Below are 24,048 nucleotides of genomic sequence, written 5' to 3' on the forward strand. Positions count from 1 at the left end.
GCTACACGTCGCCATAAGCCGCTTCGGCCGGACGCGTGGTGCGGCCGTATCCCATCAGCATGAACAATGCGCCGATGATCGAGAGGTTCTTCAGAGCATCGACCACCATCTTCGCATTGTCAGGCGGCGCCTGATTCCAGAAGTCGTTGAACAGCACGGTCGCAACCGCGAGGTAGATGATCATCAGCATCGCGAAGAACCGCGCCCCGAAATTCAGCGCGATCATCAGGCCCGCGATGACCTCGAGTCCGCCGACCGCGATCGCCAGCAGCTGCGGCGTGGACATCGCGGTCGCGCTCTCGACCTGCTGGGCGTAAGGCGCGACGACATCGGGCACCACGACCCTGGTTGCGATGAAGTCGGCGGTCGCCTGGATGGCAAAGAGCTTGGTCGCGCCCGTGTATACGAACAGCACGGCGAACAGGATTCGCCCGAAAGTCACGAACGCTGGCATGATCGGCCTCTTGGCAAAGCGCTACAGCACGGAACGCTTGAAGAGATTATGAAGAGTCGTGCGCCGGTTTACAAACGGGGAAATGGAGAACCGTTTTGAAAAGATTGAGATCGAGAGGCTCGGGCGCTGCGCTCCCTCGCCCCGTTCTTACGGGGAGAGGGTTGGGGTGAGGGGCTGCTTCCGCAATCGCGGTGAGAGCTGGATTCGCGGAGACTCCCCCTCACCCGGAATTTGCTGTCGCAAATTCCGGCCTCTCCCCGCGCGCGGGGAGAGGCGAAGCAGCGTCGGCGACCGTCTCAGGTAAACAACGTCGGCTGCCGGGCTGCCCGCTCCTGGGCTTCGACGACGGCAACAGCCGTCATGTTGAGGATGCCGCGCGCGGTCACCGACGGCGTCAGGATATGCGCGGGGTGCGCCGGGCCGACCAGGATCGGGCCGACGGGGAGCGCGTCCGCCAGCGACTTGATCATCTGATAGGCGACGTTGGCGGTGTCGAGGGTCGGCATGATCAGGATGTTGGCCTCGCCCTCCAGCTTGGAGTGCGGCAGCACCATCCTTCGCGCGGCGGCGGAGAGTGCGGTATCGCCCTGCATCTCGCCGTCGGCCTCGATCTCCGGATGCTTCTCCTTCAACAGCTGGGTCGCCCGCCGCATCTTGCGCGAGGATTCGGTGTCGTAGCTGCCGAAATCCGAGTGCGAGACGAAGGCAATCTTCGGCTTGATGTTGAAGCGCTGCACGTGGACCGCGGCGAGCGATGCGATCTCCGCGAGCTCTTCCGCGCTCGGGTTGGGCCGAACCTGCGTGTCGGCGATGAAGAAGGCGCCCTTGCTGGTGATCAGCAGCGCAAGCGCCGCGTAGTCGCTGATATCAGGCGAGAAGCCGATGATCTCGCGGACATGGCGCAGATGGCTCATGTAGCGGCCCTCGACGCCGCAAAGCATGGCATCCGCCTCGCCACGCGTCACCGCGAGCGCGGCGATCACGGTGTTGTTGGTGCGCACCACCGTGCGGGCGGCATCCGGCGTGACGCCGCGGCGCCCGGCGACCTCGACGTAGGACTGCACATAGGAGCGGTAGCGCGGATCGTCCTCGGGATTGACCAGGTCGAAGTCCTTGCCGGCGCGGATCGAGAGCCCGAAGCGCTTGATGCGCGCCTCCACGACCGAAGGACGGCCCACCAGGATCGGCCGGGCCAGGTTCTCCTCCAGCACGACCTGCGTCGCGCGCAGCACGCGCTCGTCCTCGCCTTCGGCATAGATCACCCGCACCGGCTGGGTCTTGGCCTTGGCGAACATCGGCTTCATGACGAGGCCGGAGCGGAAGGCGAAGCGCTCGAGCAGCGCAGTGTACTCGTCGAAATTGGTGATGGGCCGCGTCGCGACACCCGACTCCATCGCCGCCTTGGCCACTGCCGGCGCGATGCGCAGAATCAGGCGCGGGTCGAACGGACTTGGGATCAGCGAGCCCGGGCCGAAGCCCTGGGTCTCGCCCGTGTCAAAACCCTGCGCGACGGCATCCGACGGCGCCTCGCGCGCGAGCTGCGCGATGGCCTCGACGGCGGCATGCTTCATCTCCTCGTTGATCGCGGTGGCGCCGACGTCGAGCGCGCCGCGGAAGATGAAGGGAAAGCAGAGGACGTTGTTGACCTGGTTCGGATAGTCCGAGCGGCCGGTGCAGATCATGGCGTCGGGACGCGCCTTTCGCGCCTCTTCCGGCATGATCTCCGGCACGGGATTGGCAAGGGCCATGATCAGGGGCTTGTCGCCCATCGCCTTGGCCATCTCGGGCTTGAGCACGCCGGGTGCCGAGAGCCCGATGAAGATATCGGCGCCGCCGATGACGTCGGCGAGCGTGCGCTTGTCGGTCTTCTGGGCATAGACCGCCTTCCATCGGTCCATCGAGGTATTGCGCCCCTCATGCACGAGACCGTCGATGTCGCATACCCAGATGTTCTTCCGCTGCGCGCCCATCGAGACGAGCAAGTTCAGCGTGGCGAGCGCGGCGGCCCCTGCCCCCGAGGCCACGATCTTGACCTCCGGCAGCTTCTTGCCGTTAAGCCTGAGACCGTTGGTGATCGCCGCGGCGACGATGATGGCGGTGCCATGCTGGTCGTCATGGAAGACCGGGATCTTCATGCGCTCCTTCAAGCGCGTCTCGATCTCGAAGCATTCCGGTCCGCGGATGTCTTCCAGATTGATGCCGCCGAAGGTCGGCTCGAGCGCCGCCACCGTCTCGACCACACGGTCGATGGTGTCGGCGGCGATCTCGATATCGAACACGTCGATGCCGGCGAATTTCTTGAACAGGACCGCCTTGCCTTCCATCACCGGCTTGGAGGCCAGCGGGCCGATATTGCCGAGGCCGAGCACCGCGGTGCCGTTGGAGACCACCGCGACCAGGTTGGCGCGGGTGGTGAGCGAGGCCGCCTCGGCAGGGTTCTTGGCGATCTCGGTGCAGGCGGCGGCAACGCCCGGAGAATAGGCCAGCGCGAGATCGCGCTGGTTGGCAAGCGGCTTGCTCGCCTGGATCTCGAGCTTTCCGGGGCGCGGCAGACGATGATAGGCCAGCGCCGCCTGGTGGAGATCATCAGAATAGGACGACATGCGGAGTCTCGCCTCACGTTACCGGCATCAAAATGCATGATCCGGAGCTGCCGCCCAAGCGAAACGGTATTTCCGGGTCATGGAAACGGGATGAAGCACGCCGGGTGCCCCGGTGGCAACATCCGATTGCGCCACCATCAACAGGGCGCTCCGTCAAGCATTTGAAAACCATAGCTTTCCCTGGACCGTGCGGCGTTTGCCGAATATGGCAGGTTGCGCGGTGTAGAACGAGCAACTGGAGCCGGGAATGAAGCGAATCCTGATCGGCCTGATCATGGCAGCCGTGCTCGGCGCCGGCGGATGGTTCGGCTTCAATCTCTACGTCCAGCACCGGGCGACCAGCGAGGTTGAGGCGGTGTTCGCGCAGATGCGCTCGGGCGGCGGCAAGGCGAGCCATGGCAAGATCACATTCGCGCTCGCGACCCGGACGCTGACGATCGAGGACATTGCAGTTGAGCCGGGCCAGGCGCAGTTCGCCACCTTGAAGGTCGCCAGGATCACGGCCGTCGGTGTGCGCCAGCCGGACGAGGCCCGTTTCTCGGCCGACAGCGTCGAGGCATCGGGGGTCGAGGTCGGCTTCACATACACCGAGCGGATCACCGTGAAGGCGAACTACAAGATCCCGCAGATCACCGCGCGCGATTTTTCCGGCCCGACCCGCGCAGACGGCACGCCGGTGACCGGCTCGATCATCGACACGTACCGCTTCATCCTCGCGCAATACGCGACCATCTCGGCATCGGAGATCGCGGTGCCGACCCTCGCGGTCAACGTCGATGCGGGCAGTAATCCGGGCGGCGGTGATTATGTCTATTCGGGTCTATCTATCCAGAACCTCAACCGGGGCAAGATCGAGACGGCGAAGATGGACCGCGTCGCCTTTACGGTCGACCTGGGCCAGCCGGGCAGGCCCGCGAAGATGACCGGCGAATTGTCCGGCCTGGCCATCTACGAATTCGACCCAACCGCCGTGAGGGCCGCGCTCGATCCGCAAGGATCGAACGACGACAATTTTCACAGGATTTATCGGCGCATCTCGGTCAACTCCTATGTCGTGACGGCGGCTCCCGGCATGCGCATGCAGGTGGACGGCTTCACCTTCGACGACATTGCCATCCGGCCCTCGAAATTCCGGCCGGCCGAGATCATCGCGCTGATGCCGGCCGACGGCTCGATCCCAACGCCGGCGCAGTCGCGCGACATGATCGCGAAAGTGGCTGATTTCTTCGAAGGCTTTCAGATCGGCAAGGCCGAAATTGGCCGGCAAACGGTCGAGACGCCGCAAGGAACGGGGCGGCTCAACGCGGTCAAATACGATCAGGACAGAATAGCGCTGGAGGGCCTCGACATCCCGATGCCGCAGGGCCAGCTCAAGATGGACCGCTTCGCGTTGAAGTCCTTCAGCGCGGCAAATCTGATGCGCTGGGCGGCGAGTCTCCAAACGCCGGGACGGCCGCCCTCGCCCGATCAGATGGTCGGCTTGTTCCGCGTGCTCCAGGGCGCCGAGATCAAGGGCGTGGTCTCGCCGTACAAGACGACGCGGCAGCTCTTCACCATTGATACGATCAGCCTGAACTGGGGGCAGTTCGTCGGACCGATCCCGAGCACGGCCAATCTGGTCGTGAAGATGGTCGCGCCGACCGATCCCGCCAATCCGGCGCTGCAGCCGCTGATCATGGCGGGCGTGGACAAGCTGGCGATCGATCTGGATCTCGGCGCGGCCTGGACGGAATCGTCGGGCGCGTTCGCGCTGGCGCCGGCCACGCTCGATCTCGGCAGCCTCGCCAGGCTGCAGGCCCGCATCGCGCTCGCCAATGTGCCGCGCGGCCTGTTCACGACCGATCCGGCGCAGGCGATGGGTCAGGCAGCGCAGGTCGAAACCGGCGCGCTCGAGGCCTCGCTGCGTGACGGCGGCGTGGTCGATCTCGTCGTGGCGCAGTTCGCACGCATGCAGAACGTCAGCCGCGATGCCGCCCGCAGCGCCATCGTCGCGATGATCAGGGCGCAAGGCGAGAAGATCGCAGGGACCAACGGCGATGCCAGGGGCGCGGTCGACGCGCTCGCCGGATTCGTGGAAACGCCGGGGCAGACGCTGACCATCAAGCTGACGCCCCGCGCCAAGGTGCCGCTGATGCAATTGGTGCAGCTCTCGCAAACCGACCCGCAGAGCGCGCTGGCGCAGTTCCGGATCGAGGCGTCGACGGGACTGTAGGCCCGCGGCGGCGGTGCGCTCCCTCGCCCCGTTCTTACGGGGAGAGGGTTGGGGTGAGGGGCAGCTTCCGCAATCACGGTCAGAGTTGGACTCGCGGAGAGTCCCCCTCACCCGGATCGCATCTTCGATGCGATCCGGCCTCTCCCCGCACGCGGGGAGAGGCAAGAACATCACTTCTGCGGCAGGTTCACCCGGATGTGCAGCTCGCGGAGCTGCTTGGTAGTGGCTTCCGAGGGCGCGCCCATCAGGAGGTCCATGGCCTGCTGGTTCATCGGGAACAGCGAGATCTCGCGCAGATTCGTGGTGCCGCAGAGCAGCATCACGATGCGGTCGACACCCGCGGCCATGCCGCCATGCGGCGGGGCGCCGTACTGGAAGGCGCGGTACATGCCGCCGAAGCGGTCGACCACTTCCTGCTCGCCGTAACCTGCGATCTCGAACGCCTTTACCATCGCTTCCGGCACGTGGTTGCGAATGCCGCCCGAGGCGATCTCGTAGCCGTTGCAGGTGATGTCGTACTGGAACGCCTTGATGGTCAGCGGGTCCTGGCCCTTCAGCGCCTCCAGGCCGCCTTGCGGCATCGAGAACGGGTTGTGCGAGAAGTCGACCTTCTTGTCGTCCTCGTTGTACTCGTACATCGGGAAGTCGACGATCCAGGCGAGCTCGAACCGCTCCTTGTCGGTGAGGTTCAACTCTTCGCCGACCTTGTTGCGGGCAAGACCCGAAAATTTCCAGAACTTGTCGGGATCGCCGGCGACGAAGAAAGCGGCATCGCCTTCCTTGGTGCCGAGCTGCGCGCGGATCGCGGCAGTGCGCTCGGGCCCGATATTGTTGGCGAGGGGACCTGCGCCCTCGCCGCCCTCGCGCCACATGATGTAGCCGAGGCCGGGCTGGCCCTCGCCCTGCGCCCAGGAGTTCATGCGGTCGCAGAACGCACGAGAGCCGCCGCCCGGCGCCGGGATTGCCCAGACCTGGTTCTTGGGAGCTTCCAGCATGCGCGCGAACACCTTGAAGCCGGAGCCGCGGAAATGCTCGGAGACGTCCTGCATCTCGATCGGGTTGCGCAGGTCCGGCTTGTCGCTGCCGTACTTGCGCAGCGCCTCGGCGAACGGAATGCGGCGCCAGTTCTTGCTCACCGGCTTGCCCTTGGCGAATTCCTCGAACACGCCGGTGATCACCGGCTCCATCGCCGCGAACACGTCTTCCTGCGTGACAAAGCTCATCTCGACGTCGAGCTGGTAGAACTCGCCCGGCAGGCGGTCGGCGCGCGGGTCCTCGTCGCGGAAGCAGGGCGCGATCTGGAAATAGCGATCGAAACCCGACATCATCAAGAGCTGCTTGTACTGCTGCGGCGCCTGCGGCAGTGCGTAGAACTTGCCGGGATGGATGCGCGAGGGCACCAGGAAGTCGCGTGCGCCTTCCGGCGAGGACGCGGTCAGGATCGGCGTGTTGAACTCGAAGAAGCCCTGCCCCTCCATGCGCCGACGCATCGACTTGATGATCTCGACGCGCGTCATGATGTTCTGGTGCAGCTTCTCGCGACGCAGGTCCAGGAACCGATATTTGAGCCTGATGTCTTCGGGATATTCCTGATCGCCGAACACCGGCAGCGGCAGGTCGCCGGCCGGGCCCAGCACCTCGATCTCGCTGACATAGACCTCGACCTTGCCGGTCGGCAGATCGTCATTGTCGGTGCCCTCGGGGCGACGGCGGACCTTGCCGTCCATCTTGACCACGAATTCCGAGCGCAGCTTTTCGGCCAGCGAGAACGCCGGCGAGTCCGGATCGACCACGCACTGGGTCAGGCCGTAATGGTCGCGCAGGTCGATGAACAGCACGCCGCCATGGTCGCGAACGCGATGGACCCAGCCCGAGAGGCGGATCGTCTCGCCGATGTTGCCCTCGCGGAGCGCGCCGCATGTATGTGACCGGTAGCGATGCATGGTCGTCCCAAAATCAATGTCTGAAGGAAGCGAATCGGACCGTCTGTCATGGCCGGTCCGAGATTGCGGCAGGGTTTACCCGACGCGACCCAAGGCGGCAACCAAGGGAAATGCCTGTTTTGGACCCGAACCGCCATTTTTGGCTTATCAGAGGGCAAGGCTTTGCCATCAGGCGTTCCAGCCCTATCTTGAGCCTATGACGGTACATTTCCCCTTCCAGAACTCCTATTCGGCGCTGCCGGACAGCTTCTTTGCCCGCGTCGCACCGACCCCGGTCGCCGCGCCCCGGCTGATCAAGCTGAACCGGCCACTGGCAATTCAGCTTGGGCTCGATCCGGACCTGCTTGAAACCCCTGAGGGTGCCGAGATCCTGGCCGGCAAGTCGGTTCCGGCCGGAGCCGATCCCATCGCCATGGCCTATGCCGGCCACCAGTTCGGGCATTTCGTGCCCCAGCTCGGCGACGGCCGCGCCATCCTGCTCGGCGAGGTCATCGACAAGGACGGCATCCGCCGCGACATCCAGTTGAAGGGCTCCGGCCCGACCCCGTTCTCCCGCCGCGGCGACGGCCGCGCCGCGCTGGGTCCGGTCCTGCGCGAATACATCGTCAGCGAGGCGATGCACGCGCTGGGCATCCCGACCACGCGCTCGCTTGCCGCCGTCGTCACCGGCGAACACGTCATCCGCGAGACCGCGCTGCCCGGCGCGGTGCTGACCCGAGTCGCCTCCAGCCATATCCGCGTCGGCACCTTCCAGTTCTTCGCCGTCCGCCGCGACACCGAGGCGGTGCGCCGGCTCGCCGACCACGTCATCGCCCGGCACTATCCGGAGTTGCTGCAGGCCGCGCGCCCCTATCACGACCTGCTCGCGAGCGTCGTCGCGCGCCAGGCCGAGCTCGTGGCGCGCTGGCTGCTGGTCGGCTTCATCCATGGCGTGATGAACACCGACAACTCATCGATCTCGGGTGAGACCATCGACTACGGTCCCTGTGCCTTCATGGATGCCTACAATCCCGCGCAGGTGTTTTCCTCGATCGACGAGATGGGCCGCTATGCCTATGCCAACCAGCCGCGCATCGGCTTGTGGAATCTGACGCGGCTTGCCGAATGCCTGCTGCCGTTGTTCTCGGACGAGCAGGAGAAGGCGGTTGCAGAAGCCCAGGACATTCTCGGCGCCTTCTCCGACCAGTTCAGCGCGGCCTATCAGGCCGGCCTGCGCAGGAAGGTCGGCCTGTTCACCGAGCGCGACGGCGACGAGGCTCTGATCCAGGACCTGCTCGACGCCATGGCCAAGAACCAGGCCGACTTCACCCTCACCTTCCGCAAGCTCGGTGACGCCGCAGCCGGCGACGCAGCCGACGCGCGCGCGCAGTTCATGGAGCCCGGCGCATTCGACGAGTGGGCCGGACGCTGGCATGCGCGCATCGCGCTCGAACCGCAGACCGCGGCGGAGCGGCAAGCGGCCATGCACGCCGTCAATCCGATGTTCATCCCGCGCAACCACCGCGTCGAGGCGGTGATCCAGGCCGCGGTGAACGATGACGATTACACACCGTTCGAGGAATTGGTGAAGGTGCTGGCGAGGCCGTTCGATGACCAGCCGGACTACGCCGCCTACGCCGATCCGCCGCTGCCGGACCAGCGGGTGCTGCAGACGTTTTGTGGGACGTGAGGCGGGCGCGACCGCGCACCACCATCTCTAATTGGTTCACTGCAGGGATTGCGCCTTCCGCGGTGCATCCTCCTCCCGCGGGCGTTGTGGACACGTCCCGCGCACGGGAACCGCTGTCATCAAACTGAAACACACGCGCTCTAACCGCCTGTCAGGGTCGTCTTGCCGGAGACGTCCATCCTCCAACCGTCCCGACAGCGCGCCATGCCCTTCAAATTCATCCACCTCACCGATACCCATTTGGCGAACCCGGGCGCGACGCTGTACGGCCTCGACCCGCGCGCCCGGCTGGATGCGGCGATCGCCGACATCAACAAGCATCAGTCCGACGCTGCGTTTGCTGTGGTGACCGGCGACCTCACCCATTGGGGCGAGCCTCAGTCCTACGCCAACTTCGCCGAGGCGATGGCCGCGCTGAAGATGCCTTACATCGCCATGGTCGGCAATCACGACAAGCGCGTCACCTGCCTCGACGCGCTGAAGGCCGCGCCGCGCGATTCCAACGGCTACGTGCAGGGCACGCGCACCACCGAGCACGGCCTGTTCGTCTTCCTCGACACCCTGGACGAGACCAGCCACGCCGGCGAGATGTGCGCCAAGCGCCTCGGCTGGCTGGCGAGCACGCTGGCCGCCGCGCCCGCGGACATGCCGCTCGTCGTGTTCATGCACCATCCGCCGTTCCCGGTCGGCGTGCACGCGATGGACGAGATCGGGCTGAAGCAGAGCGCGGAATTCGCCGAGGTGATCGCGCCTTATCGCGCGCGCATCCGCCATCTCTTCTTCGGCCATGTGCACCGGCCGATCTTCGGCAGCTGGGGCAGGATCCCGTTCTCGACCCTGCGCGGCACCAACCACCAGGTCTGGTTCGAGCTTGACCAGAGCGCGCCGCACCTCGCCAGCCACGAGCCGCCGGCCTACGGCGTCGTGCTGATCGACGACGAGAACCTCGTCGTGCACAGCCACGACTTCCTCGACACCAGCCTGCGCTTTCCCTTCGCGCCACCGGCAGGAGTGGACGGCCGCGACTACGCGCTCAATTTCCGGGCGCCATGAGATGAGCCTCGCTGAACCCGCGGCTCTCCCGGTCGCGACTTCGGCGGCACCGCGTCTGCACGTCCTGAAGCGGTTCTCCAACCGCTTCAAAGCCTCGTTGCCCGCCTACCTGCTGCTGCTGCCTTCGCTGGTCTTCCTCGCGCTGTTCACCTATGGCGCGATGGGCCGCGTGCTCATCGATGCGCTCTATCAGCGCGCCACGCCGAAGGTGCCGCTGCGCTTCGTCGGTCTCGACAATATCGCGTCGGTGCTGGCCGATCCTGCCTTTACCGGCGCCGTCGTCAACAACCTGATCTACGCCGTGGGGACGGCGGTGCCGAGCATCGCCCTCGCGCTGCTGTTCGCGCTGGCGCTTGCGCGCACCCATGCCGTGAACAGCGCGCTGCGCGCCGCGCTGTTCCTGCCGGTGTTGATCCCGATGGTCGCGGCATCAGCGCTGTTCCTGTTCATCTTCCTGCCCAATGTCGGCCTGCTCGACTACTACATCGGCCGGCTGCTTCCGGTGCTGCCGAACTGGCTCGGCGACCCCGACATCGCGCTCTATGCGATCATGATCATCACGATCTGGAAGAACGCCGGCTATTACATGCTGTTCTTCCTCGCCGGCCTCCAGGCGGTGCCCGAGGACGTGATGGAAGCCGCGCATCTCGACGGCGCGGGCCCATATCAGCGCCTGCGCCACATCATCCTGCCGGAGCTCAAGCCCACCTTCCTGTTCGTCACCGTCATCGCGATCCTCAACGCGGTGACGCAGGTCGACCACGTCTTCGTCATGACCCAGGGCGGGCCGTCAAATTCGACCAGTCTCGTGCTGTTCTACATCTACCAGCAGGCGGTGGAGCACTACGACATCGGCAAGGCCTCGGCGGCGACGCTGCTGACGCTGGCCGCGCTGATGGGCCTCACCGCGCTCTCCTTCCGGACCATGGCGAACCGCGAGGGCGGGTCATGAAGCTGATCGACCACCTGTTCAGGGACGCCCCGCTCGCCACAAGGGGCGAGATCACGCCGAAGCTCGGCTTTTTGCTGACCGTGCTGCTTGCGATGGTCTGGCTGATCCCGTTTCTGTGGATGGTCGTGGCGACGCTGCGCCCGGCCTCGGACGGCATCAACGCCATGGCCGAACTGATGCCGAGCCTGAAGCCGACGCTCGACAATGTCAGGGATGCCTGGGAGATCGGCGATTTCCCGCGCTACACGCTCAACACCACGATCATCTGCACCGGCATCCTGCTGGTGCAGTTCGTCACGATCACGCTGGCGGGCTTTGCCTTCGCCCGCCTCGACTTCGCCGGCAAGACGCTGATCTTCTACCTGTTCCTGATGCAGCTGATGCTGGTGCCGGTGCTGCTGATCGTGCCGAACCTGTCGCTGGTGGCGCAGCTCGGCCTCTACGACACGCTCGCCGGCGTGATGATGCCGTTCTTCGCCTCCGCCTTCGGCACCTTCCTGATGCGGCAGGCGTTCGAGGCAATCCCGACCGAGCTGGAAGACGCCGCCCTGATCGACGGCGCCAGCCTGCTCCAGCGCATCCGCCACATCTACGTGCCGCTGTCGATGCCGAGCTTCTCGGCCTTCGCCATCATCTCCGTGACCAGCCACTGGAACGACTTCCTGTGGCCGCTGATGGTGATCAATTCGCCCGACAAGCGGCCGCTCACGGTCGGTCTCTCGGTCTTCACCAAGACCGCCGAAGGCACGCAGGCCTGGGGCACCATCGCCGCGGGCACGCTGATGGTGATCGCGCCGCTGCTCGTCACCTTCCTGATCTTTCAGAAACGCTTCATCAGCTCTTTCGTCACCTCAGGCATCAAATAGGAGATTTTCCGATGCTGTTCTCCCGCAGGCTCATGCTCGGCCTTGCCATGGCAGGCACTATGGCAGGCGCCCTCGCCTTCCCGGCGATGGCCGAAGGTCCCACCGAGATCGACCTTTTCTTCCCCGTTCCCGTCGACGGCAAGCTCGCCCGCGACATGGGCACGTTAATCAAGGAGTTCAACGAGACCCATCCCGGCGTCAAGGCGACCGCCGTCTACACCGGCTCCTATGACGACACGCTGATCAAGACGCGCGCCGCGATCAAGGCCGGCAAGCCGCCGGCTGCCGTGATCATGTCAGCGAACTTTCTGCTCGACATGCAGATCGAGAACGAGCTCACCAATCTCGACAGCCTGATCGCTGCGGACGGCACCACCAAGGAGAAGTTCCTGGGCCAGTTCTTCCCGGCGCTGCACGGCAATGCCGTGATCAACCGCTCGGTCTACGGCGTGCCGTTCCACAATTCGACGCCGCTGCTCTACATCAACGCCGACAAGGCCAAGGAAGCCGGCCTTGATCCGAACAAGCCGCCGCAGACCTGGGCCGAGCTCACCGACTGGGCCAAGAAGCTGACTAAGCGCGAGGGCGACAAGGTGACCCAATGGGGCATCGCGATCCCCTGCGCCTACGACTATTGCGGCTGGATGATGGAAACGCTCACCATGAGCAATGGCGGGCGCTACTACAACGAGGAGTTCGGCGGCGAGGTCTATTACGACACGCCCTCGATGCTCGGTGCGCTCACCTGGTGGAACGACCTTGTCTACAAGCACAAGGTCCACGCGCCCGGCGCGACGCCCGGCCCTGCCGTCAGCACCTCCTTCATCTCCGGCAATGCCGCGATGATGATGCTGTCGACGGGCTCGCTCACTTACGTGCGCGACAACGCCAAGTTCAATTACAAGGTCGCCTTCATCCCGCGCAACGTCCGCAACGCCGTGCCGATCGGCGGCGCCTCGCTGATCGTTCCGGCCGGTCTCGAAGCGGAGAAGCAGAAGGCCGCCTGGACGCTGATCAAGTGGATGACCTCGCCGGAGAAGAGCGCCTGGTGGAGCCGCGCCACCGGCTATTTCGCGCCGAACATGGCCGCCTACAAGACGCCCGACATGGTCGAATTCCTCAACAAGAACCCGGACGCCAAGACCGCCGTCGAGCAGCTCGACGTCGCAAAACCCTGGTTCGCGACCTACAAGACCGTGCCGGTCCGCAAGAACCTCGAGGACGAGGTGATGCTGGTCCTGAACGGCAAGAAGCAGCCGAAGGAAGCCCTCGCCGCCGCGCAGAAGGCCGCCGACGAGACGCTCAAGCCGTACAACGCAGAGACCTCGCTGAAGCTGCCGTAAGGACCGCCGACAACGGCAACAAACATCGGCGCTCCGTCATGCGGGGCGCCGAATTCGTTTGGGCGGGTCTGTCCATTAACTCCCCGTCCACCATCCGGCTGCCCACGCCGCCGGTAACCACGAGAATTAACAGACCCTCAACGTGCTCCCGACAAATCTACCAATGTTTCTGGAGGTTTCGCCGTGGATCTGTTGGTTATTGAGTTCCTGGGACTGGCTCTGGTCGCCATGTGCGTCCTCGTGGTGGCGCTGCCCTGCGCGCGAAAATCCACGCAGCGGGTCCGCTACGAATAGGATTTTCATCGGAAAATGGCGCCTCCGGCCCAAAAGCAAGGCTCGAATTCGCATCGAGCCCCTTGACATCACAGCACTTTCGGCAGAACGGCTGATATCACGTGTCATGGGCCGTTCATGGATTTGATTATCACCACCGCTGACCTCGCGGCTGCCTGCAGCCGGCTGGCCAAGCACCCCGTTATCACCGTCGATACCGAGTTCCTCCGCGAGACCACCTATTACCCGCTGCTGTGCGTGGTGCAGATGGCCAGCGCCGAGGAAGCTATTGTCATCGACACCCTGGCCGAGGGGATCGACCTCAAGCCGTTCTTCGAGCTGATGGCCAACGAGGGCGTGCTGAAGGTGTTTCACGCCGCCCGCCAGGACATCGAGATCATCTGGCACCAGGCCAATATCATCCCGCATCCGGTGTTCGACACCCAGGTTGCCGCGATGGTGCTCGGCTACGGCGACAGCATCGCCTATGACGCGCTGGTCGAGAAGGTCACCGGCCACCGCCCGGACAAGACCCACCGCTTCACCGACTGGTCGCGCCGGCCGCTGACCAAGGAGCAGATGCATTACGCGGTGTCCGACGTCACCCATCTGCGCGACGTGTTCGCAGCGCTCGACGCCGACCTGAAGAAGCGCCGCCGCAGCGAATGGGTCTCCATCGAGATGGAAGTCCTGACCTCGCCGAGGACCTACGACTTCCACCCGGAGCGCGCCTGGGAGCGGCTGAAGACGCGGGTGCGCAAGCCCAAGGACCTCGCGGTGCTGATGGAGGTCGCGGCCTGGCGCGAGCAGGAGGCGCAGAGCCGCGACGTGCCGCGCGGCCGCGTGCTGCGCGACGAGGCGATCACCGACATCGCAACCCACGCGCCCACCACGTTGGAGAAGCTCGCGCATCTGCGCTCGGTGCCGAAAGGATTCGAGAAATCCAAATGGGGCGCGGACATCGTCGCGGCGGTCGAGCGCGGGCTGGCGCGGGACTTTGCCAAGCTGCCCAAGCTGGAAAAACCGCGCAACAATTCCAACGGCGCCGCCATCGTCGAGCTGCTGAAGGTGCTGCTGCGGATGACCGCGGAGCGCCATGCGGTCGCAAGCAAGGTCATCGCGACCGTCGACGATCTCGAGGAGATCGCGGCGGACGACGAGGCGGACGTACCGGCCTTGCGCGGCTGGCGCCGCGAGCTGTTCGGCGACGCCGCGCTGAAACTGAAGCGCGGCGAGCTCGCACTGGCGATCGAGAAGGGCCGCGTGATCGGGGTACAGCGGGCGTAGCTGTCGGCTGCTTCCGCAGCGTCATTGCGAGCGAAGCGAAGCAATCCAGAGTCTTTCCGCGGAGACAGTCTGGATTGTTTCGTCGCCAGCGCAAAATCGCTTCGCGATTTCGCGCGGGCTCCTCGCAATGACGGGGAGAGAGCCTTACGCCGGCGTCAGCTTCGCCACCTCGCCCTTCATGTCATTCAGCACGCCCGAGATCGCGGCGACCAGCTCGTCGATCTGGGCCTTGGTCGTGATCAGCGGCGGACAGATGGCGATGGCATCCAGCATGTTGCGCGAGATCACACCGCGCTCCTGGAGCATGCGGCTGGCGATGCCGCCCACGGCGCCCGGCGTGCTGGCGGCGGTCTTGCGGCCCTTGTCGAGCACGAGCTCGAGCGCTGCGATCATGCCGACGCCGCGGACCTCGCCGACCAGCGGGTGGCTCGCCAGCTCCCGCAGCTTGCCCTGCATGTAGCCGCCGAGCTCGGCGGCATGCGCGACCAGGCCGCGCTCCTCGATGATCTTGAGGTTCTCCAGCGCAATCGCCGAGCCGACCGGATGGCCGCCCGCGGTAAAGCCGTGGCCGAGCACGCCGATCTTGTTGCTCTCGTCCGCGATCGGCTCGAACATGCGGTCGTTGAGGATGATCGCCGACAGCGGGAAATAGCTCGAGGTGATCTGCTTGGAGACCACGATCGCGTCCGGCTTGATGCCATAGGTCTCGCAGCCGAACATCTTGCCGGTGCGGCCGAAGCCGCAGATCACCTCGTCGGCGACCAGCAGGATGTCGTACTTCTTCAACACCTTCTGGATCTTGTCCCAATAGGTCGCCGGCGGCACGATGACACCGCCTGCTCCCATCACCGGCTCACCGAAGAAGGCGGCGATCGTGTCAGGCCCCTCCTTCTGGATCAGCGCATCGAGCTCCTCGGCGCGGCGCGTCGCGAAATCCTCCTCGCTCTCGCCGGGGGCGCCGTCCTTGTAGAAATGCGGCGAGCCCGTGTGCAGGATGTTCGGCAGCGGCAGGTCGAACGAGCGGTGGTTGTTCGGAAGGCCGGTGAGGCTCGCGGAGGCGATGGTGACGCCGTGATAGGCACGCAGGCGGCTGATCACCTTCTTGCGCTGGGGCTGACCGAGCGCGTTGGAGCGATAGGCGATCAGCTTCAACACCGTGTCGTTCGCCTCAGAGCCGGAATTGGTGAAGAACACCTTGCTCATCGTAACAGGCGCGAGCGCGACCAGCTTCTCGGCGAGGTCGATCGAGGGCCCGTGCGATTTGGCGGAGAAGGTGTGGTAGAATGGCAGCGCCTGCATCTGCTTGTGCGCCGCCTCGACCAGCCGCTTCTCGTTGAAGCCGAGCCCGACGCTCCAGAGGCCCGCCATCGCTTCGAAATAGCGCTTGCCCGTCGCGTCGAAGACATAAGGCCCCTCGCCGCGCTCGATCACGAGGGGGCCGGCCTGCTGATGCGTGCGCGCGTTGGTGTAGGGATGGAGCTGATAGGCCACATCCCGGGCCTCTTGCGAATTGGGCAGCATGGACATTTGCGAAGATCCTTGAAAGCGTCACGTCGCAGGCAGAGCCGGCGTCATCACTTGATGGCAAGTACCTTGGCTATTGCGACAGCGCAAAACATGCAACGCCAATTCGTCGGCAGCAAACGCTCAGCAGCGATGCACAAAGCCGCATGTCACAAATCCGCACATGACAGAACCGCACATCACAGAGCCGCACGGTGGCAGCTCTCACGCCGCGCCGTCGTCGCCACCATCGTCGGCGACGGCGCCGGCTTCCCTCACCTCCACCAGCGCCATCGAGAGCAAGTAGAGTGTCGTGGGCAGCCCAAGCCTGCGCGCCCTCTCGGCGGCACGCGAAAGATCGCTCGCCAGCTCCTTGAGCTCCTCTCCCCGTGACAATCTCTCACCCCATCCGCCGGTTGCGGACGCCTACACCGCAACGGCGCCGCTGGTTCTGATCAGTTCGGCGCTGGACTGCAGTGTAGCAAAATTTCCGATGACATTCACTACCGCATCCCTGTAGGCGGCGGCATCGTCCGCGCCCGGCTGCCGGCAGGCCGCGGCGTCAGTGACCACCTGGTAGCGATGGCTGCGATGAAACCCGTCGACGGCGGTGGCCAGGATAGTCTCGTCCAGGGAAAAGCCGATCAGAATGCAGCGCGTGGTGCGGATACTGGACATGTAGTCTACAAACCGCGACGAGCTGTAGGCGGACGGCAGCGGGTGCTCGAACGTCATCTCCCCCGGCCGCGGCCTGGTTTCCGCGATCCAATCGGTCAGCCCGGATGCCGGATTGAACCAGGCCGCCTGCGCGATGCGCTTCAGGTGCATGACCGGCCACAAATTGCTGCGCCACAGCGTGAGAAGTTCCAGGCAACGCGCCGTCACCGCATCGCCGTCGAGGACGACATGGCGACGGCCGGGGGTCAGATATTCGACCTGAAGATCCGCACAGACCAGTATCGGCGGATCTTCTTGCATGGAAGCCAGCATCTCGTTGCGCGCAGCTGCACCAGTTTCAACGGTCGGCAAATGCGAGGTCCCGCAGCGGTGAGGTCACCGCCCGCCCCGCGGAGGCATCAAGCACGCCCGGCCGGTCCCAATCGCCCTCGGGACGGATGATCACATAGGGATCGCTCTCCAGCGTGATGGCGTCCGGGCCCGGCTCGATCTCCAGCAACATTTCTGTGTAGGAGAAATCCGAGAACGTGATCTTGCGGTTGTGACCGAGCGGCTTGGCGCCGAAATGGGCCCAGAAATCGACCAGCCGGTCCTGCGCCTGGCCGTAGATCTTGCGAAAGCCCTTGCGCTTCACATAGTCGACGCTGGCCTGCACCAACTTGAACGAGACGCGCGAGCGCCGATATTGGTGACGCACCGCGAGCCGCTCCACCTTGGCGAAATCGCCGAAGAACCGCACCCGCAGGCAGCCCGCAGGCTCGTTGCCGACGAAGCCGATGAAATGCGCGGCGACCATGTCGTTGCCGTCGAACTCCTCCTCGAACGGACAATCCTGCTCGGCGAGATAGACCGCCGAGCGGATGGCGGTCACCAGCATGAGATCGTTCGGATCGCGCGCGAGACGGATGGTGATGGCGCGGGAACAGGGCTTGGCGAGAGGAATCCTAGTACCGTGCATCTGCAAAGCTCCTTGATTGGATGATCGCGCCTGGCATGCGCATCGGCTGCCGATGCCAGGGACGCTCGTAGCACCAAAGGTCGGGTTGGAAGCTCGGGACGGGCGCAAAGCCCGTCGCCTTCATGATGTCGCGTCCGGCCTCCGTTGACGGCTGCGCATAGCAATCCGCGCCGCGAAACCTTATCTGTCGCAGATGAGCCGCGGCCTTGCCGAGACCGGCGATGCCGCGCCCCGTCGCCGCGATCGCCCAGATGTAGATGGCCGCGACGTTTTCGTCCGCGGACGCGAGATGGCGGGTCTCGGGCGCGGTGAGGCAGATCTCGTCGAGCAGCAGCGCATCGTGTCCGCGATCATTGAGAAACAGGAAAGCCATGCCGCCGACGAGGCGGCCCTTCCGGCTGAACGTCAGGATGCTTTGAGGATCGAATGTGAAGTACCTCGCAAGCTCCGCTGCGCCGATCTGCACGCCCGGCACCAGCCGATGCGCCATATCCGAAAGCGCCGCAATTTCGGAGAATTGCGCACAGCGCACGTCGACATCCGGGCTCAGCGGCAAGGCATCGAAATCGTGCCTTGCGGCAAACGAGCCCCTTTCCATACTCATATCACGCCTCTATCGTTCGAGGCTTTCGTGCCCCGCTATGATGATGAGCTTAGCGGTTGGGGATCAGGAGTATGCAGCAGTTATTGCACCGGGGTGCTGCGATGATGCAGCACCGTGAAGAAGCCCTGGATGCGTCCTGGGATGATTTGAAGCTGTTTTTAGCGTGCGCAAAATATAAAAGTTTCCGCAATGCGGCCGAAGAGCTCGGGCTCACCTCCACGACCTTGATGCGCCGCGTCGATCGGCTCGAAGAGAGGATCGGGTGCAAGCTGTTCCTGCGCGACCAGAGCGGACTCACGCTCAGCGATGAAGGCACCGCAATGATCGCCGACGTTGCGCATATGGAGCGTCATGCCTTCAACATCTTCCGCCGCGCCTCGCGATTGTCGAACGACACCTCGGGCACCGTGCGCGTCGCGGTGACGGAAGGCCCCGGGAATTTCTGGATCCTGCCGCGACTGATCGACTTCCAGAAGACCTACCGCAAGATCACGGTCGACCTGCGCTGCGCGATGGAGCAGGCCGACGTCGCGCGGCTCGAATCCGATATCGCGATCCAGCTCGAGCCGCCGACCAATCCCGATCTGATCGTCGCCAAGCTCGGCCGTCTCCACATCTATCCCTTCGTCTCCAAGGAGTACGAGACTCTCTACGGCGTGCCGACAACGCTCGCCGAATTGAAGAACCACCGCATCATCAAGCAGAGCGCGCCGCAGGTCGACGACGGCGCCTATGCCCGTGTGCTCGGGCTGAACTCGCTCGAGGGCATCGTCGGGATCAAGACCAATTCGTCGGTCGGCGTGCTCTATGCCGTCGAACGCGGCGCCGGCATCGGCTTCCTGCCGACGGTGTCGATCGCACTCGGTGCGTCGCTCGTTGCCGTCGATCTCGGCGTCAGCCACCACGCCGATCTCTGGCTCACCTATCACAGGGAGTTCCGCACCTCCGAGCGTCACAAGGTTGTGGTCGACTGGCTGAAGAAGATCTTCGACGCCAGGACCTATCCCTGCTTCCGCGACGAGTTCATCCATCCGAATGCGCTGGTGCCGATGATGACGGCCGCACGCGAGGGGTTTGGATTGGCGGGCTATGTCGCGGCAACACCGACCTGAGCGTGGACGAGCTTCAGCTCACCATTTGTATTCGAAGCCGACAGTACCCTGGTGCAAGGTGAGCTCGTTGCGGAACTTGCCGTCGTAATTGACGTAAAGCCGTGCCACGTTGGTCAGGCTGAACGAAGCCGAGGCACCGGCATCCGCGCCGTAGCGGCTCTCGCCGATGCCGGGGACCACGATGCTCTGGGCGCCCAGGCTGACCTGAATCGATCCCAGGTCCTGGTGGAAATTGTCGACGAGCTTGCCGTAGGCCGAGAGGTCCAGAATCTTCTGGTCGAAGATGAAGTAACGGCCGATCTCGGCGCCGATCATCACGCGTGCACGGGAGAGCACCGTCGAGCCGACGCTGAGCGGATCGAGACCGCCGGATTCCTGGAACGCGGCACTGGTGGCGCGCACATATTCGAGCGCGCCCTTGGGCACGATGCGCATCTGGTCCCTGGTCCAGTAATAGCTGATCTCGGTCAGCGCGCCGTCGACCGCGGCGCGATAGCCGGCGCTCGCAAGGCCAAGGCCGGTATCGCGGCTGGACTGGACCTTGCCGAAGCCGTGCACCACGGCAAAGGCCCAGGTCCATGGACCCTTGTCGACCGAACCATTGAAGCCAAGCTGGGTCAGGTCGAGCGTGGCCGACTGAAGCGCGAGCGGTACGTCGATGTCGGTGTGGCTCTGGTCGATAGAGAAGCCGATGTTGACGCCGGGCGCGAGCCGCGCGCCGAGTCCGGCGACGCCCCCAAACGTCCTGCGCTTGTCGCCGACGAAATCGCCCTGCGCCTCGGTACGGACCGAGATGCCGTAGCCCTCGAACCAGGTACGGTAGCGCGGATCCTCCGTGCTCGCGGAGGCACCGCCGCCGCCGGGATTGGTCCGGAACGACCGGTTGAAACCATTGGCGGCCTGGTTGCCCAGCCGCTCCAGAAATCCCGAGCCGAAATTGAGCATGCTGTTGCCGGCCGACTGATCGTAATTGGTCGCGGTCGGCATCGGGATCGGGGTCGGCGACGGTGTCGGCGTGGGTGTCGGGGTCGGAGTGGGTGTCGGACTTTGCGCCAGGACGGACGTCGCGGCCGACACCGTTACGACCAGCGCAAGCGCGACGGCTGCAAAGGTCTTGGCGACCGCTGCCGCGATCCGGCGGACGCGGTCCAGCCCGATCGTCTGCCGTGTCCCGGACGGCTGCGAGGTGCAGCGCATGACGACAAAATCCCAAAGCAAAAGGCGGCCCGCAAAAATGCAACACGAGCGGCTCGCGCCGTGTGGCGATTTGTGCCGAACTGCAACGAAGGGTCAACCGGTTGGCCCGCTGTCTCCGAGGCTATTGCCCTCGATTGTGGTTCCGCGGCCACAGGTCGCAAATTGCAGGCGATGGTGCCCACCCCGGTCTTGAAATTCGCACTCTGCTTGCTACCGCGCGATTTTCATGTTGCAATATCGGACACAATCGGAATTGGCCGCTCTGCTGTGCGTTTCGCGACATTGAGACTCAAGACTCGAACAGGCTTCCGGAAAACCCGTTTGTGGCGTGGCGCGCGAAAAGCGGCCGCGTCTTTTTTATCTAGTGGAGGAGACTAGCGATGCCGCAAAAGGGCACCGTCAAATGGTTCAACCCGACCAAGGGTTATGGGTTCATCAAGCCGAACGGCAGCGACAAGGACGTATTCGTCCATATCTCCGCCGTCGAGCGTGCTGGACTCTCCACCCTCAACGAGAACCAGGCGGTTGAATTCGACCTCGTGGAGAACCGCGGCAAGACATCCGCGGAAAACCTCAAGGTCTCCTGATTTCTCTCGAGCTTGACAAGCGAGGGATCATGACGTTGCCCCCGGCTCTGCCGGGGGATTTTGTTTGGGAACCAATCTTTTGCGGATGGACCTTACCCGCATTCCCGGTTATATCTCCGGAGATATCCTTAGAAGGCGAGCTGTGGCAACGAAATCCCAGCGAAAGGCCACCCGCACCCATCGCCGCCGCGCCGCGGCGCGCGGTCTGGTACGAGTTGAAGTCCAGGCCGCCAAGAAGGACGCGAGCCTCATCCGCGCCCTGGCGGAAACTCTGCGCGACAAACCGGATAGAGCCGCTGCACTTCGATCGACCCTCGCCAGCGCCCTCCTCGATCCCGACGTCAAGACAGCCTTCGACGTGTTTGGCTCCGAGCTTCCCGATGAAGCCTTCGACGGAGTGTTCGATCAGCCGCGGCGTGACGGCTGGCGAGAGGTCGACTTGTGAAATTTCTGGTCGACACCAACGTCATTTCCGAAATACGAAAACGCGAGCGTGCCGACCCGAACGTCATTCGTTGGGTCAATCAGACGCCGGCCTCGGATATCGGAACCAGCGTTTTGGTCCTGGCCGAAATTCGCCGAGGCATTGAACTGAAAAGGCGAAGCGATCCGCTCCAGGCGAAATCTCTCGACCGATGGTTTTCACAGATGAGGACACGACTCGCCGAACGGGTTCTTCCCATCGATGAAACCGTTGCCGAGACTTGGGCCTTTCTTGGAATTCCTAATCCGCTGCCGCTCGTCGATAGCCTGCTCGCCGCCACAGCCAAGGTCCATGGCCTGACGCTGGTGACGCGCAACATCGCCGATATCGAATCGACCGGAGTAGCTCTGCTCGATCCGTTTGCCACGCCGTGAGCGATAGACGGATGATCGAACGGCGCACCCGACTTGCCGGAGAGGAACGACCGCGAGTTTCCGCGTCTACTGATATGTGCGCAATGGCGAGGCAGCAGGTTACATCGAGTAAGCCTGAGGTGCCCAGCTCAGCGCACCACCGGCGCAACCAGAAAATTCTCCGAGGTTCCGCTGCCCTCCGTCCTGCAGACATCACCTTCGATCCGGACCTTGCCGGTCGCGAGCAGCCGCAGCGCTTCGGGATAGATGCGATGCTCGACTTCGAGGATGCGCTCGGACAGCGTGTCCCCCGTGTCGTGGTCGCTGACGGGCACCGCGCCCTGCATCACGATTGGCCCGGCGTCGGTCTCGGGGATGACGAAATGCACCGTGGCGCCCGACAGCTTGACGCCGGCGCGCAGGGCCTGGCCGTGCGGGTCGAGGCCGGGGAACGACGGCAGCAGCGAGGGATGGATGTTGAGCATCCGCCCGTACCAGGCCCTGGTGAATTCCGCCGTGAACAGGCGCATGAAGCCGCCGAGACAGATCAGCTCGATGCCATGCCGGTCGAGCGCTGCCTGCAGCACCTTTTCGAAGCCGGCGCGGTCCTTGCCGAACGGCTTGCTCTCGATCACCTCGGTCTTCACGCCGCTCGCCCTCGCCTTTTCGAGTCCGAGCGCATCGGGCTTGTTCGAGATGACGAGCGAGATCTCCGCCGGAAAGTCCGCGGCAGCGGCGGCCCTGATCAGCGCGGCCATGTTGGAGCCGCGTCCGGAGATCAGGATGGCAACGCGGCGCTTCATCACAGCGCCAGATCGAGGTGGCCGTTATAGACGACGCGATTCTCGCCTTCGGCCGGGATCACGGTGCCGAGCTGCGCCACGGTTTCGCCGGCGTCGGTGAAGACCTCGACGACCTCATCGACCTTGTCGGGCTCGACGATCGCGATCATGCCGATGCCGCAATTGAAGGTGCGCAACATTTCCAGCTCGGCGATGCCGGCCTGCGCCGCCAGCCATTTGAACACCGGCAGCACCGGCAGGCGTGCCAGATCGATGCCCACGCCGAGATGCTTGGGCAGCACGCGCGGGATGTTGTCGGTGAAGCCGCCGCCGGTGATATGGGCAAGCCCCTTCACCGCGCCGGTCTCGCGGATCGCGCGCAGGCAGGATTTGACGTAGAGCCGCGTCGGCGTCAGCAGCGCGCCGCCGAGCGTCATCACGGGCGCAAACGGCGCCTGTGCCGCGAAGCCGAGACCGGATTGTTCCACGATCTTGCGCACCAGCGAGAAGCCGTTGGAATGCACGCCTGATGAAGCAAGACCGATCACGGCGTCGCCCGCGGCGATGTCCTTGCGCGGCAGCAGCGTACCGCGCTCCGCAGCGCCGACGGCAAAGCCGCCGAGGTCATAATCGCCGTCCTTGTAGAGGCCGGGCATCTCCGCGGTCTCGCCCCCGATCAGGGCGCAGCCGGATTCCCGGCAGCCCTCCGCAACACCCGCGACGATCGCGGCGGTGGCCTCGGGATCGAGCTTGCCGCAGGCGAAATAGTCCAGGAAAAACAGCGGCTCGGCGCCCTGCACCACGAGGTCGTTGACGCTCATGGCAACGAGGTCGATGCCGATGCCGCCATGCAGCCCGGTCTCGATCGCGATCTTGACCTTGGTGCCGACGCCGTCGGTCGCGGCTACGAGGACCGGGTCCTTGAAGCCGGCCGCCTTGAGGTCGAACAGGCCGCCGAAGCCGCCGATCTCGGCGTCGGCACCCGGCCGTGCGGTGGCGCGCACCATCGGCTTGATCAGGTCGACCAGGCGGTTGCCCGCGTCGATATCGACGCCTGAATCGGCGTAAGTGAGGCCGTTTTTGCGGTCGGTCATGCCCGATTTCCAGTGGGTTTGCGGCTGGTTACGTCGAATTC

22 protein-coding genes are annotated in these 24,048 nt (G+C 64.5%); 11 read left to right on the plus strand and 11 right to left on the minus strand.

The genetic code is table 11. From position 1 onward, the window contains the following. Nucleotide 1: 1 nt before the first annotated feature. Together EDE08_RS24790 and EDE08_RS24795 are read right to left on the minus strand one after the other, a co-directional pair. Entirely contained in the window at nucleotides 2–454 is a 453-nt protein-coding gene (locus EDE08_RS24790) for a DoxX family protein (protein WP_131871602.1), read from the minus strand. A gap of 296 nt (nucleotides 455–750) precedes the next feature. Then, nucleotides 751–3,057 (minus strand): NADP-dependent malic enzyme, encoded by a 2,307-nt coding sequence (locus tag EDE08_RS24795; protein ID WP_131871601.1) that lies wholly within the window; start codon nucleotides 3,055–3,057, stop codon nucleotides 751–753. Between the two features lie 247 nt (nucleotides 3,058–3,304). Between EDE08_RS24795 and EDE08_RS24800 the strand changes: the two genes are divergently transcribed. Continuing rightward, complete coding sequence (locus EDE08_RS24800) at nucleotides 3,305–5,269, plus strand: aq_1923 C-terminal domain (RefSeq protein WP_131871600.1); 1,965 nt, start codon at nucleotides 3,305–3,307, stop codon at nucleotides 5,267–5,269. A gap of 170 nt (nucleotides 5,270–5,439) precedes the next feature. Here the strand turns inward: EDE08_RS24800 and aspS are convergent, their stop codons facing one another. Then, nucleotides 5,440–7,212, minus strand: a complete 1,773-nt coding sequence (aspS, locus tag EDE08_RS24805; protein ID WP_131871599.1) for an aspartate--tRNA ligase — start codon at nucleotides 7,210–7,212, stop codon at nucleotides 5,440–5,442. 196 nt (nucleotides 7,213–7,408) lie between these two features. Here aspS and EDE08_RS24810 point away from each other — a divergent pair, with 196 nt between their 5' ends. The 6 genes from EDE08_RS24810 (at nucleotide 7,409) to rnd (ending at nucleotide 14,655) form a co-directional block, all read left to right on the plus strand. Further along, a complete protein-coding gene (locus EDE08_RS24810; protein ID WP_131871598.1) occupies nucleotides 7,409–8,881 on the plus strand; it encodes a protein adenylyltransferase SelO in 1,473 nt (490 codons plus the stop codon). A 204-nt stretch (nucleotides 8,882–9,085) separates the two neighbouring features. Then, on the plus strand, nucleotides 9,086–9,934 hold the full coding sequence (locus EDE08_RS24815; RefSeq protein WP_131871597.1) for a phosphodiesterase: 849 nt from the start codon (nucleotides 9,086–9,088) through the stop codon (nucleotides 9,932–9,934). Nucleotide 9,935: 1 nt separating this feature from the next. Then, nucleotides 9,936–10,886 (plus strand): carbohydrate ABC transporter permease, encoded by a 951-nt coding sequence (locus EDE08_RS24820; RefSeq protein ID WP_131871596.1) that lies wholly within the window; start codon nucleotides 9,936–9,938, stop codon nucleotides 10,884–10,886. Then, on the plus strand, nucleotides 10,883–11,752 hold the full coding sequence (locus tag EDE08_RS24825) for a carbohydrate ABC transporter permease (RefSeq protein WP_131871595.1): 870 nt from the start codon (nucleotides 10,883–10,885) through the stop codon (nucleotides 11,750–11,752). Before EDE08_RS24820 ends, EDE08_RS24825 begins: the two co-directional genes overlap by 4 nt. An 11-nt stretch (nucleotides 11,753–11,763) precedes the next feature. After that, on the plus strand, nucleotides 11,764–13,095 hold the full coding sequence (locus EDE08_RS24830; RefSeq protein ID WP_131871594.1) for an ABC transporter substrate-binding protein: 1,332 nt from the start codon (nucleotides 11,764–11,766) through the stop codon (nucleotides 13,093–13,095). A 411-nt stretch (nucleotides 13,096–13,506) separates the two neighbouring features. Continuing rightward, nucleotides 13,507–14,655, plus strand: a complete 1,149-nt coding sequence (gene rnd, locus EDE08_RS24835) for a ribonuclease D (RefSeq protein WP_131871593.1) — start codon at nucleotides 13,507–13,509, stop codon at nucleotides 14,653–14,655. A gap of 144 nt (nucleotides 14,656–14,799) precedes the next feature. On the opposite strand, the gene EDE08_RS24840 is transcribed toward rnd, so the two are convergent. From EDE08_RS24840 to EDE08_RS24855, 5 genes are all read right to left on the minus strand, one after another. Further along, nucleotides 14,800–16,182, minus strand: coding sequence for an aspartate aminotransferase family protein (locus tag EDE08_RS24840; RefSeq protein ID WP_131871592.1), 1,383 nt, complete (start codon nucleotides 16,180–16,182; stop codon nucleotides 14,800–14,802). Between the two features lie 201 nt (nucleotides 16,183–16,383). Further along, a complete protein-coding gene (locus EDE08_RS38605) occupies nucleotides 16,384–16,554 on the minus strand; it encodes a hypothetical protein (RefSeq protein WP_165936169.1) in 171 nt (56 codons plus the stop codon). Between the two features lie 30 nt (nucleotides 16,555–16,584). After that, nucleotides 16,585–17,148, minus strand: a complete 564-nt coding sequence (locus tag EDE08_RS24845; RefSeq protein WP_131871627.1) for an isochorismatase family protein — start codon at nucleotides 17,146–17,148, stop codon at nucleotides 16,585–16,587. A gap of 25 nt (nucleotides 17,149–17,173) precedes the next feature. Further along, nucleotides 17,174–17,794, minus strand: coding sequence for a GNAT family N-acetyltransferase (locus EDE08_RS24850; RefSeq protein WP_061876495.1), 621 nt, complete (start codon nucleotides 17,792–17,794; stop codon nucleotides 17,174–17,176). Further along, nucleotides 17,781–18,398, minus strand: coding sequence for a hypothetical protein (locus tag EDE08_RS24855; RefSeq protein ID WP_165936168.1), 618 nt, complete (start codon nucleotides 18,396–18,398; stop codon nucleotides 17,781–17,783). The genes EDE08_RS24850 and EDE08_RS24855 overlap by 14 nt, the downstream gene beginning before the upstream one ends. A gap of 71 nt (nucleotides 18,399–18,469) precedes the next feature. On the opposite strand from EDE08_RS24855, the gene EDE08_RS24860 reads away from it, so the two are divergent. Next, complete coding sequence (locus EDE08_RS24860; RefSeq protein ID WP_131871591.1) at nucleotides 18,470–19,510, plus strand: LysR family transcriptional regulator; 1,041 nt, start codon at nucleotides 18,470–18,472, stop codon at nucleotides 19,508–19,510. Between the two features lie 18 nt (nucleotides 19,511–19,528). Here EDE08_RS24860 and EDE08_RS24865 read toward each other — a convergent pair whose 3' ends face one another. After that, a complete protein-coding gene (locus EDE08_RS24865) occupies nucleotides 19,529–20,707 on the minus strand; it encodes an autotransporter outer membrane beta-barrel domain-containing protein (protein WP_131871590.1) in 1,179 nt (392 codons plus the stop codon). A gap of 380 nt (nucleotides 20,708–21,087) precedes the next feature. Here EDE08_RS24865 and EDE08_RS24875 point away from each other — a divergent pair, with 380 nt between their 5' ends. From EDE08_RS24875 to EDE08_RS24885, 3 genes are all read left to right on the plus strand, one after another. Beyond that, the gene (locus tag EDE08_RS24875; RefSeq protein WP_028180514.1) at nucleotides 21,088–21,294 is read left to right on the plus strand and encodes a cold-shock protein; all 207 of its coding nucleotides are present in this window, start codon (nucleotides 21,088–21,090) and stop codon (nucleotides 21,292–21,294) included. Between the two features lie 64 nt (nucleotides 21,295–21,358). Next, entirely contained in the window at nucleotides 21,359–21,739 is a 381-nt protein-coding gene (locus EDE08_RS24880; RefSeq protein ID WP_131871589.1) for a hypothetical protein, read from the plus strand. Further along, nucleotides 21,736–22,152, plus strand: coding sequence for a type II toxin-antitoxin system VapC family toxin (locus EDE08_RS24885; protein ID WP_131871588.1), 417 nt, complete (start codon nucleotides 21,736–21,738; stop codon nucleotides 22,150–22,152). The genes EDE08_RS24880 and EDE08_RS24885 overlap by 4 nt, the downstream gene beginning before the upstream one ends. Nucleotides 22,153–22,280: 128 nt before the next feature. Here the strand turns inward: EDE08_RS24885 and purN are convergent, their stop codons facing one another. Both purN and purM read right to left on the minus strand, forming a co-directional pair. Further along, a complete protein-coding gene (gene purN, locus EDE08_RS24890; RefSeq protein WP_165936167.1) occupies nucleotides 22,281–22,934 on the minus strand; it encodes a phosphoribosylglycinamide formyltransferase in 654 nt (217 codons plus the stop codon). Beyond that, nucleotides 22,934–24,007 carry a phosphoribosylformylglycinamidine cyclo-ligase gene (gene purM, locus EDE08_RS24895; RefSeq protein WP_131871586.1) on the minus strand — a complete coding sequence of 358 codons (1,074 nt, stop codon included), beginning with the start codon at nucleotides 24,005–24,007 and terminating at the stop codon, nucleotides 22,934–22,936. Before purM ends, purN begins: the two co-directional genes overlap by 1 nt. Nucleotides 24,008–24,048: the final 41 nt, after the last annotated feature.

It is taken from the genome of Bradyrhizobium sp. R2.2-H (assembly GCF_004346455.1).
In the GTDB taxonomy this organism is placed as follows: Bacteria; Pseudomonadota; Alphaproteobacteria; order Rhizobiales; family Xanthobacteraceae; genus Bradyrhizobium; species Bradyrhizobium diversitatis.

Coding starts and splice junctions, on each gene's coding strand:
- EDE08_RS24790 (WP_131871602.1), bottom strand. CDS start 454: ATGCCAGCGTTCGTGACTTTCGGGCGAATCCTGTTCGCCGTGCTGTTC.
- EDE08_RS24795 (WP_131871601.1), bottom strand. CDS start 3,057: ATGTCGTCCTATTCTGATGATCTCCACCAGGCGGCGCTGGCCTATCAT.
- EDE08_RS24800 (WP_131871600.1), top strand. CDS start 3,305: ATGAAGCGAATCCTGATCGGCCTGATCATGGCAGCCGTGCTCGGCGCC.
- aspS (WP_131871599.1), bottom strand. CDS start 7,212: ATGCATCGCTACCGGTCACATACATGCGGCGCGCTCCGCGAGGGCAAC.
- EDE08_RS24810 (WP_131871598.1), top strand. CDS start 7,409: ATGACGGTACATTTCCCCTTCCAGAACTCCTATTCGGCGCTGCCGGAC.
- EDE08_RS24815 (WP_131871597.1), top strand. CDS start 9,086: ATGCCCTTCAAATTCATCCACCTCACCGATACCCATTTGGCGAACCCG.
- EDE08_RS24820 (WP_131871596.1), top strand. CDS start 9,936: ATGAGCCTCGCTGAACCCGCGGCTCTCCCGGTCGCGACTTCGGCGGCA.
- EDE08_RS24825 (WP_131871595.1), top strand. CDS start 10,883: ATGAAGCTGATCGACCACCTGTTCAGGGACGCCCCGCTCGCCACAAGG.
- EDE08_RS24830 (WP_131871594.1), top strand. CDS start 11,764: ATGCTGTTCTCCCGCAGGCTCATGCTCGGCCTTGCCATGGCAGGCACT.
- rnd (WP_131871593.1), top strand. CDS start 13,507: ATGGATTTGATTATCACCACCGCTGACCTCGCGGCTGCCTGCAGCCGG.
- EDE08_RS24840 (WP_131871592.1), bottom strand. CDS start 16,182: ATGTCCATGCTGCCCAATTCGCAAGAGGCCCGGGATGTGGCCTATCAG.
- EDE08_RS24845 (WP_131871627.1), bottom strand. CDS start 17,148: ATGCTGGCTTCCATGCAAGAAGATCCGCCGATACTGGTCTGTGCGGAT.
- EDE08_RS24850 (WP_061876495.1), bottom strand. CDS start 17,794: ATGCACGGTACTAGGATTCCTCTCGCCAAGCCCTGTTCCCGCGCCATC.
- EDE08_RS24855 (WP_165936168.1), bottom strand. CDS start 18,398: ATGAGTATGGAAAGGGGCTCGTTTGCCGCAAGGCACGATTTCGATGCC.
- EDE08_RS24860 (WP_131871591.1), top strand. CDS start 18,470: ATGCAGCAGTTATTGCACCGGGGTGCTGCGATGATGCAGCACCGTGAA.
- EDE08_RS24865 (WP_131871590.1), bottom strand. CDS start 20,707: ATGCGCTGCACCTCGCAGCCGTCCGGGACACGGCAGACGATCGGGCTG.
- EDE08_RS24875 (WP_028180514.1), top strand. CDS start 21,088: ATGCCGCAAAAGGGCACCGTCAAATGGTTCAACCCGACCAAGGGTTAT.
- purN (WP_165936167.1), bottom strand. CDS start 22,934: ATGAAGCGCCGCGTTGCCATCCTGATCTCCGGACGCGGCTCCAACATG.
- purM (WP_131871586.1), bottom strand. CDS start 24,007: ATGACCGACCGCAAAAACGGCCTCACTTACGCCGATTCAGGCGTCGAT.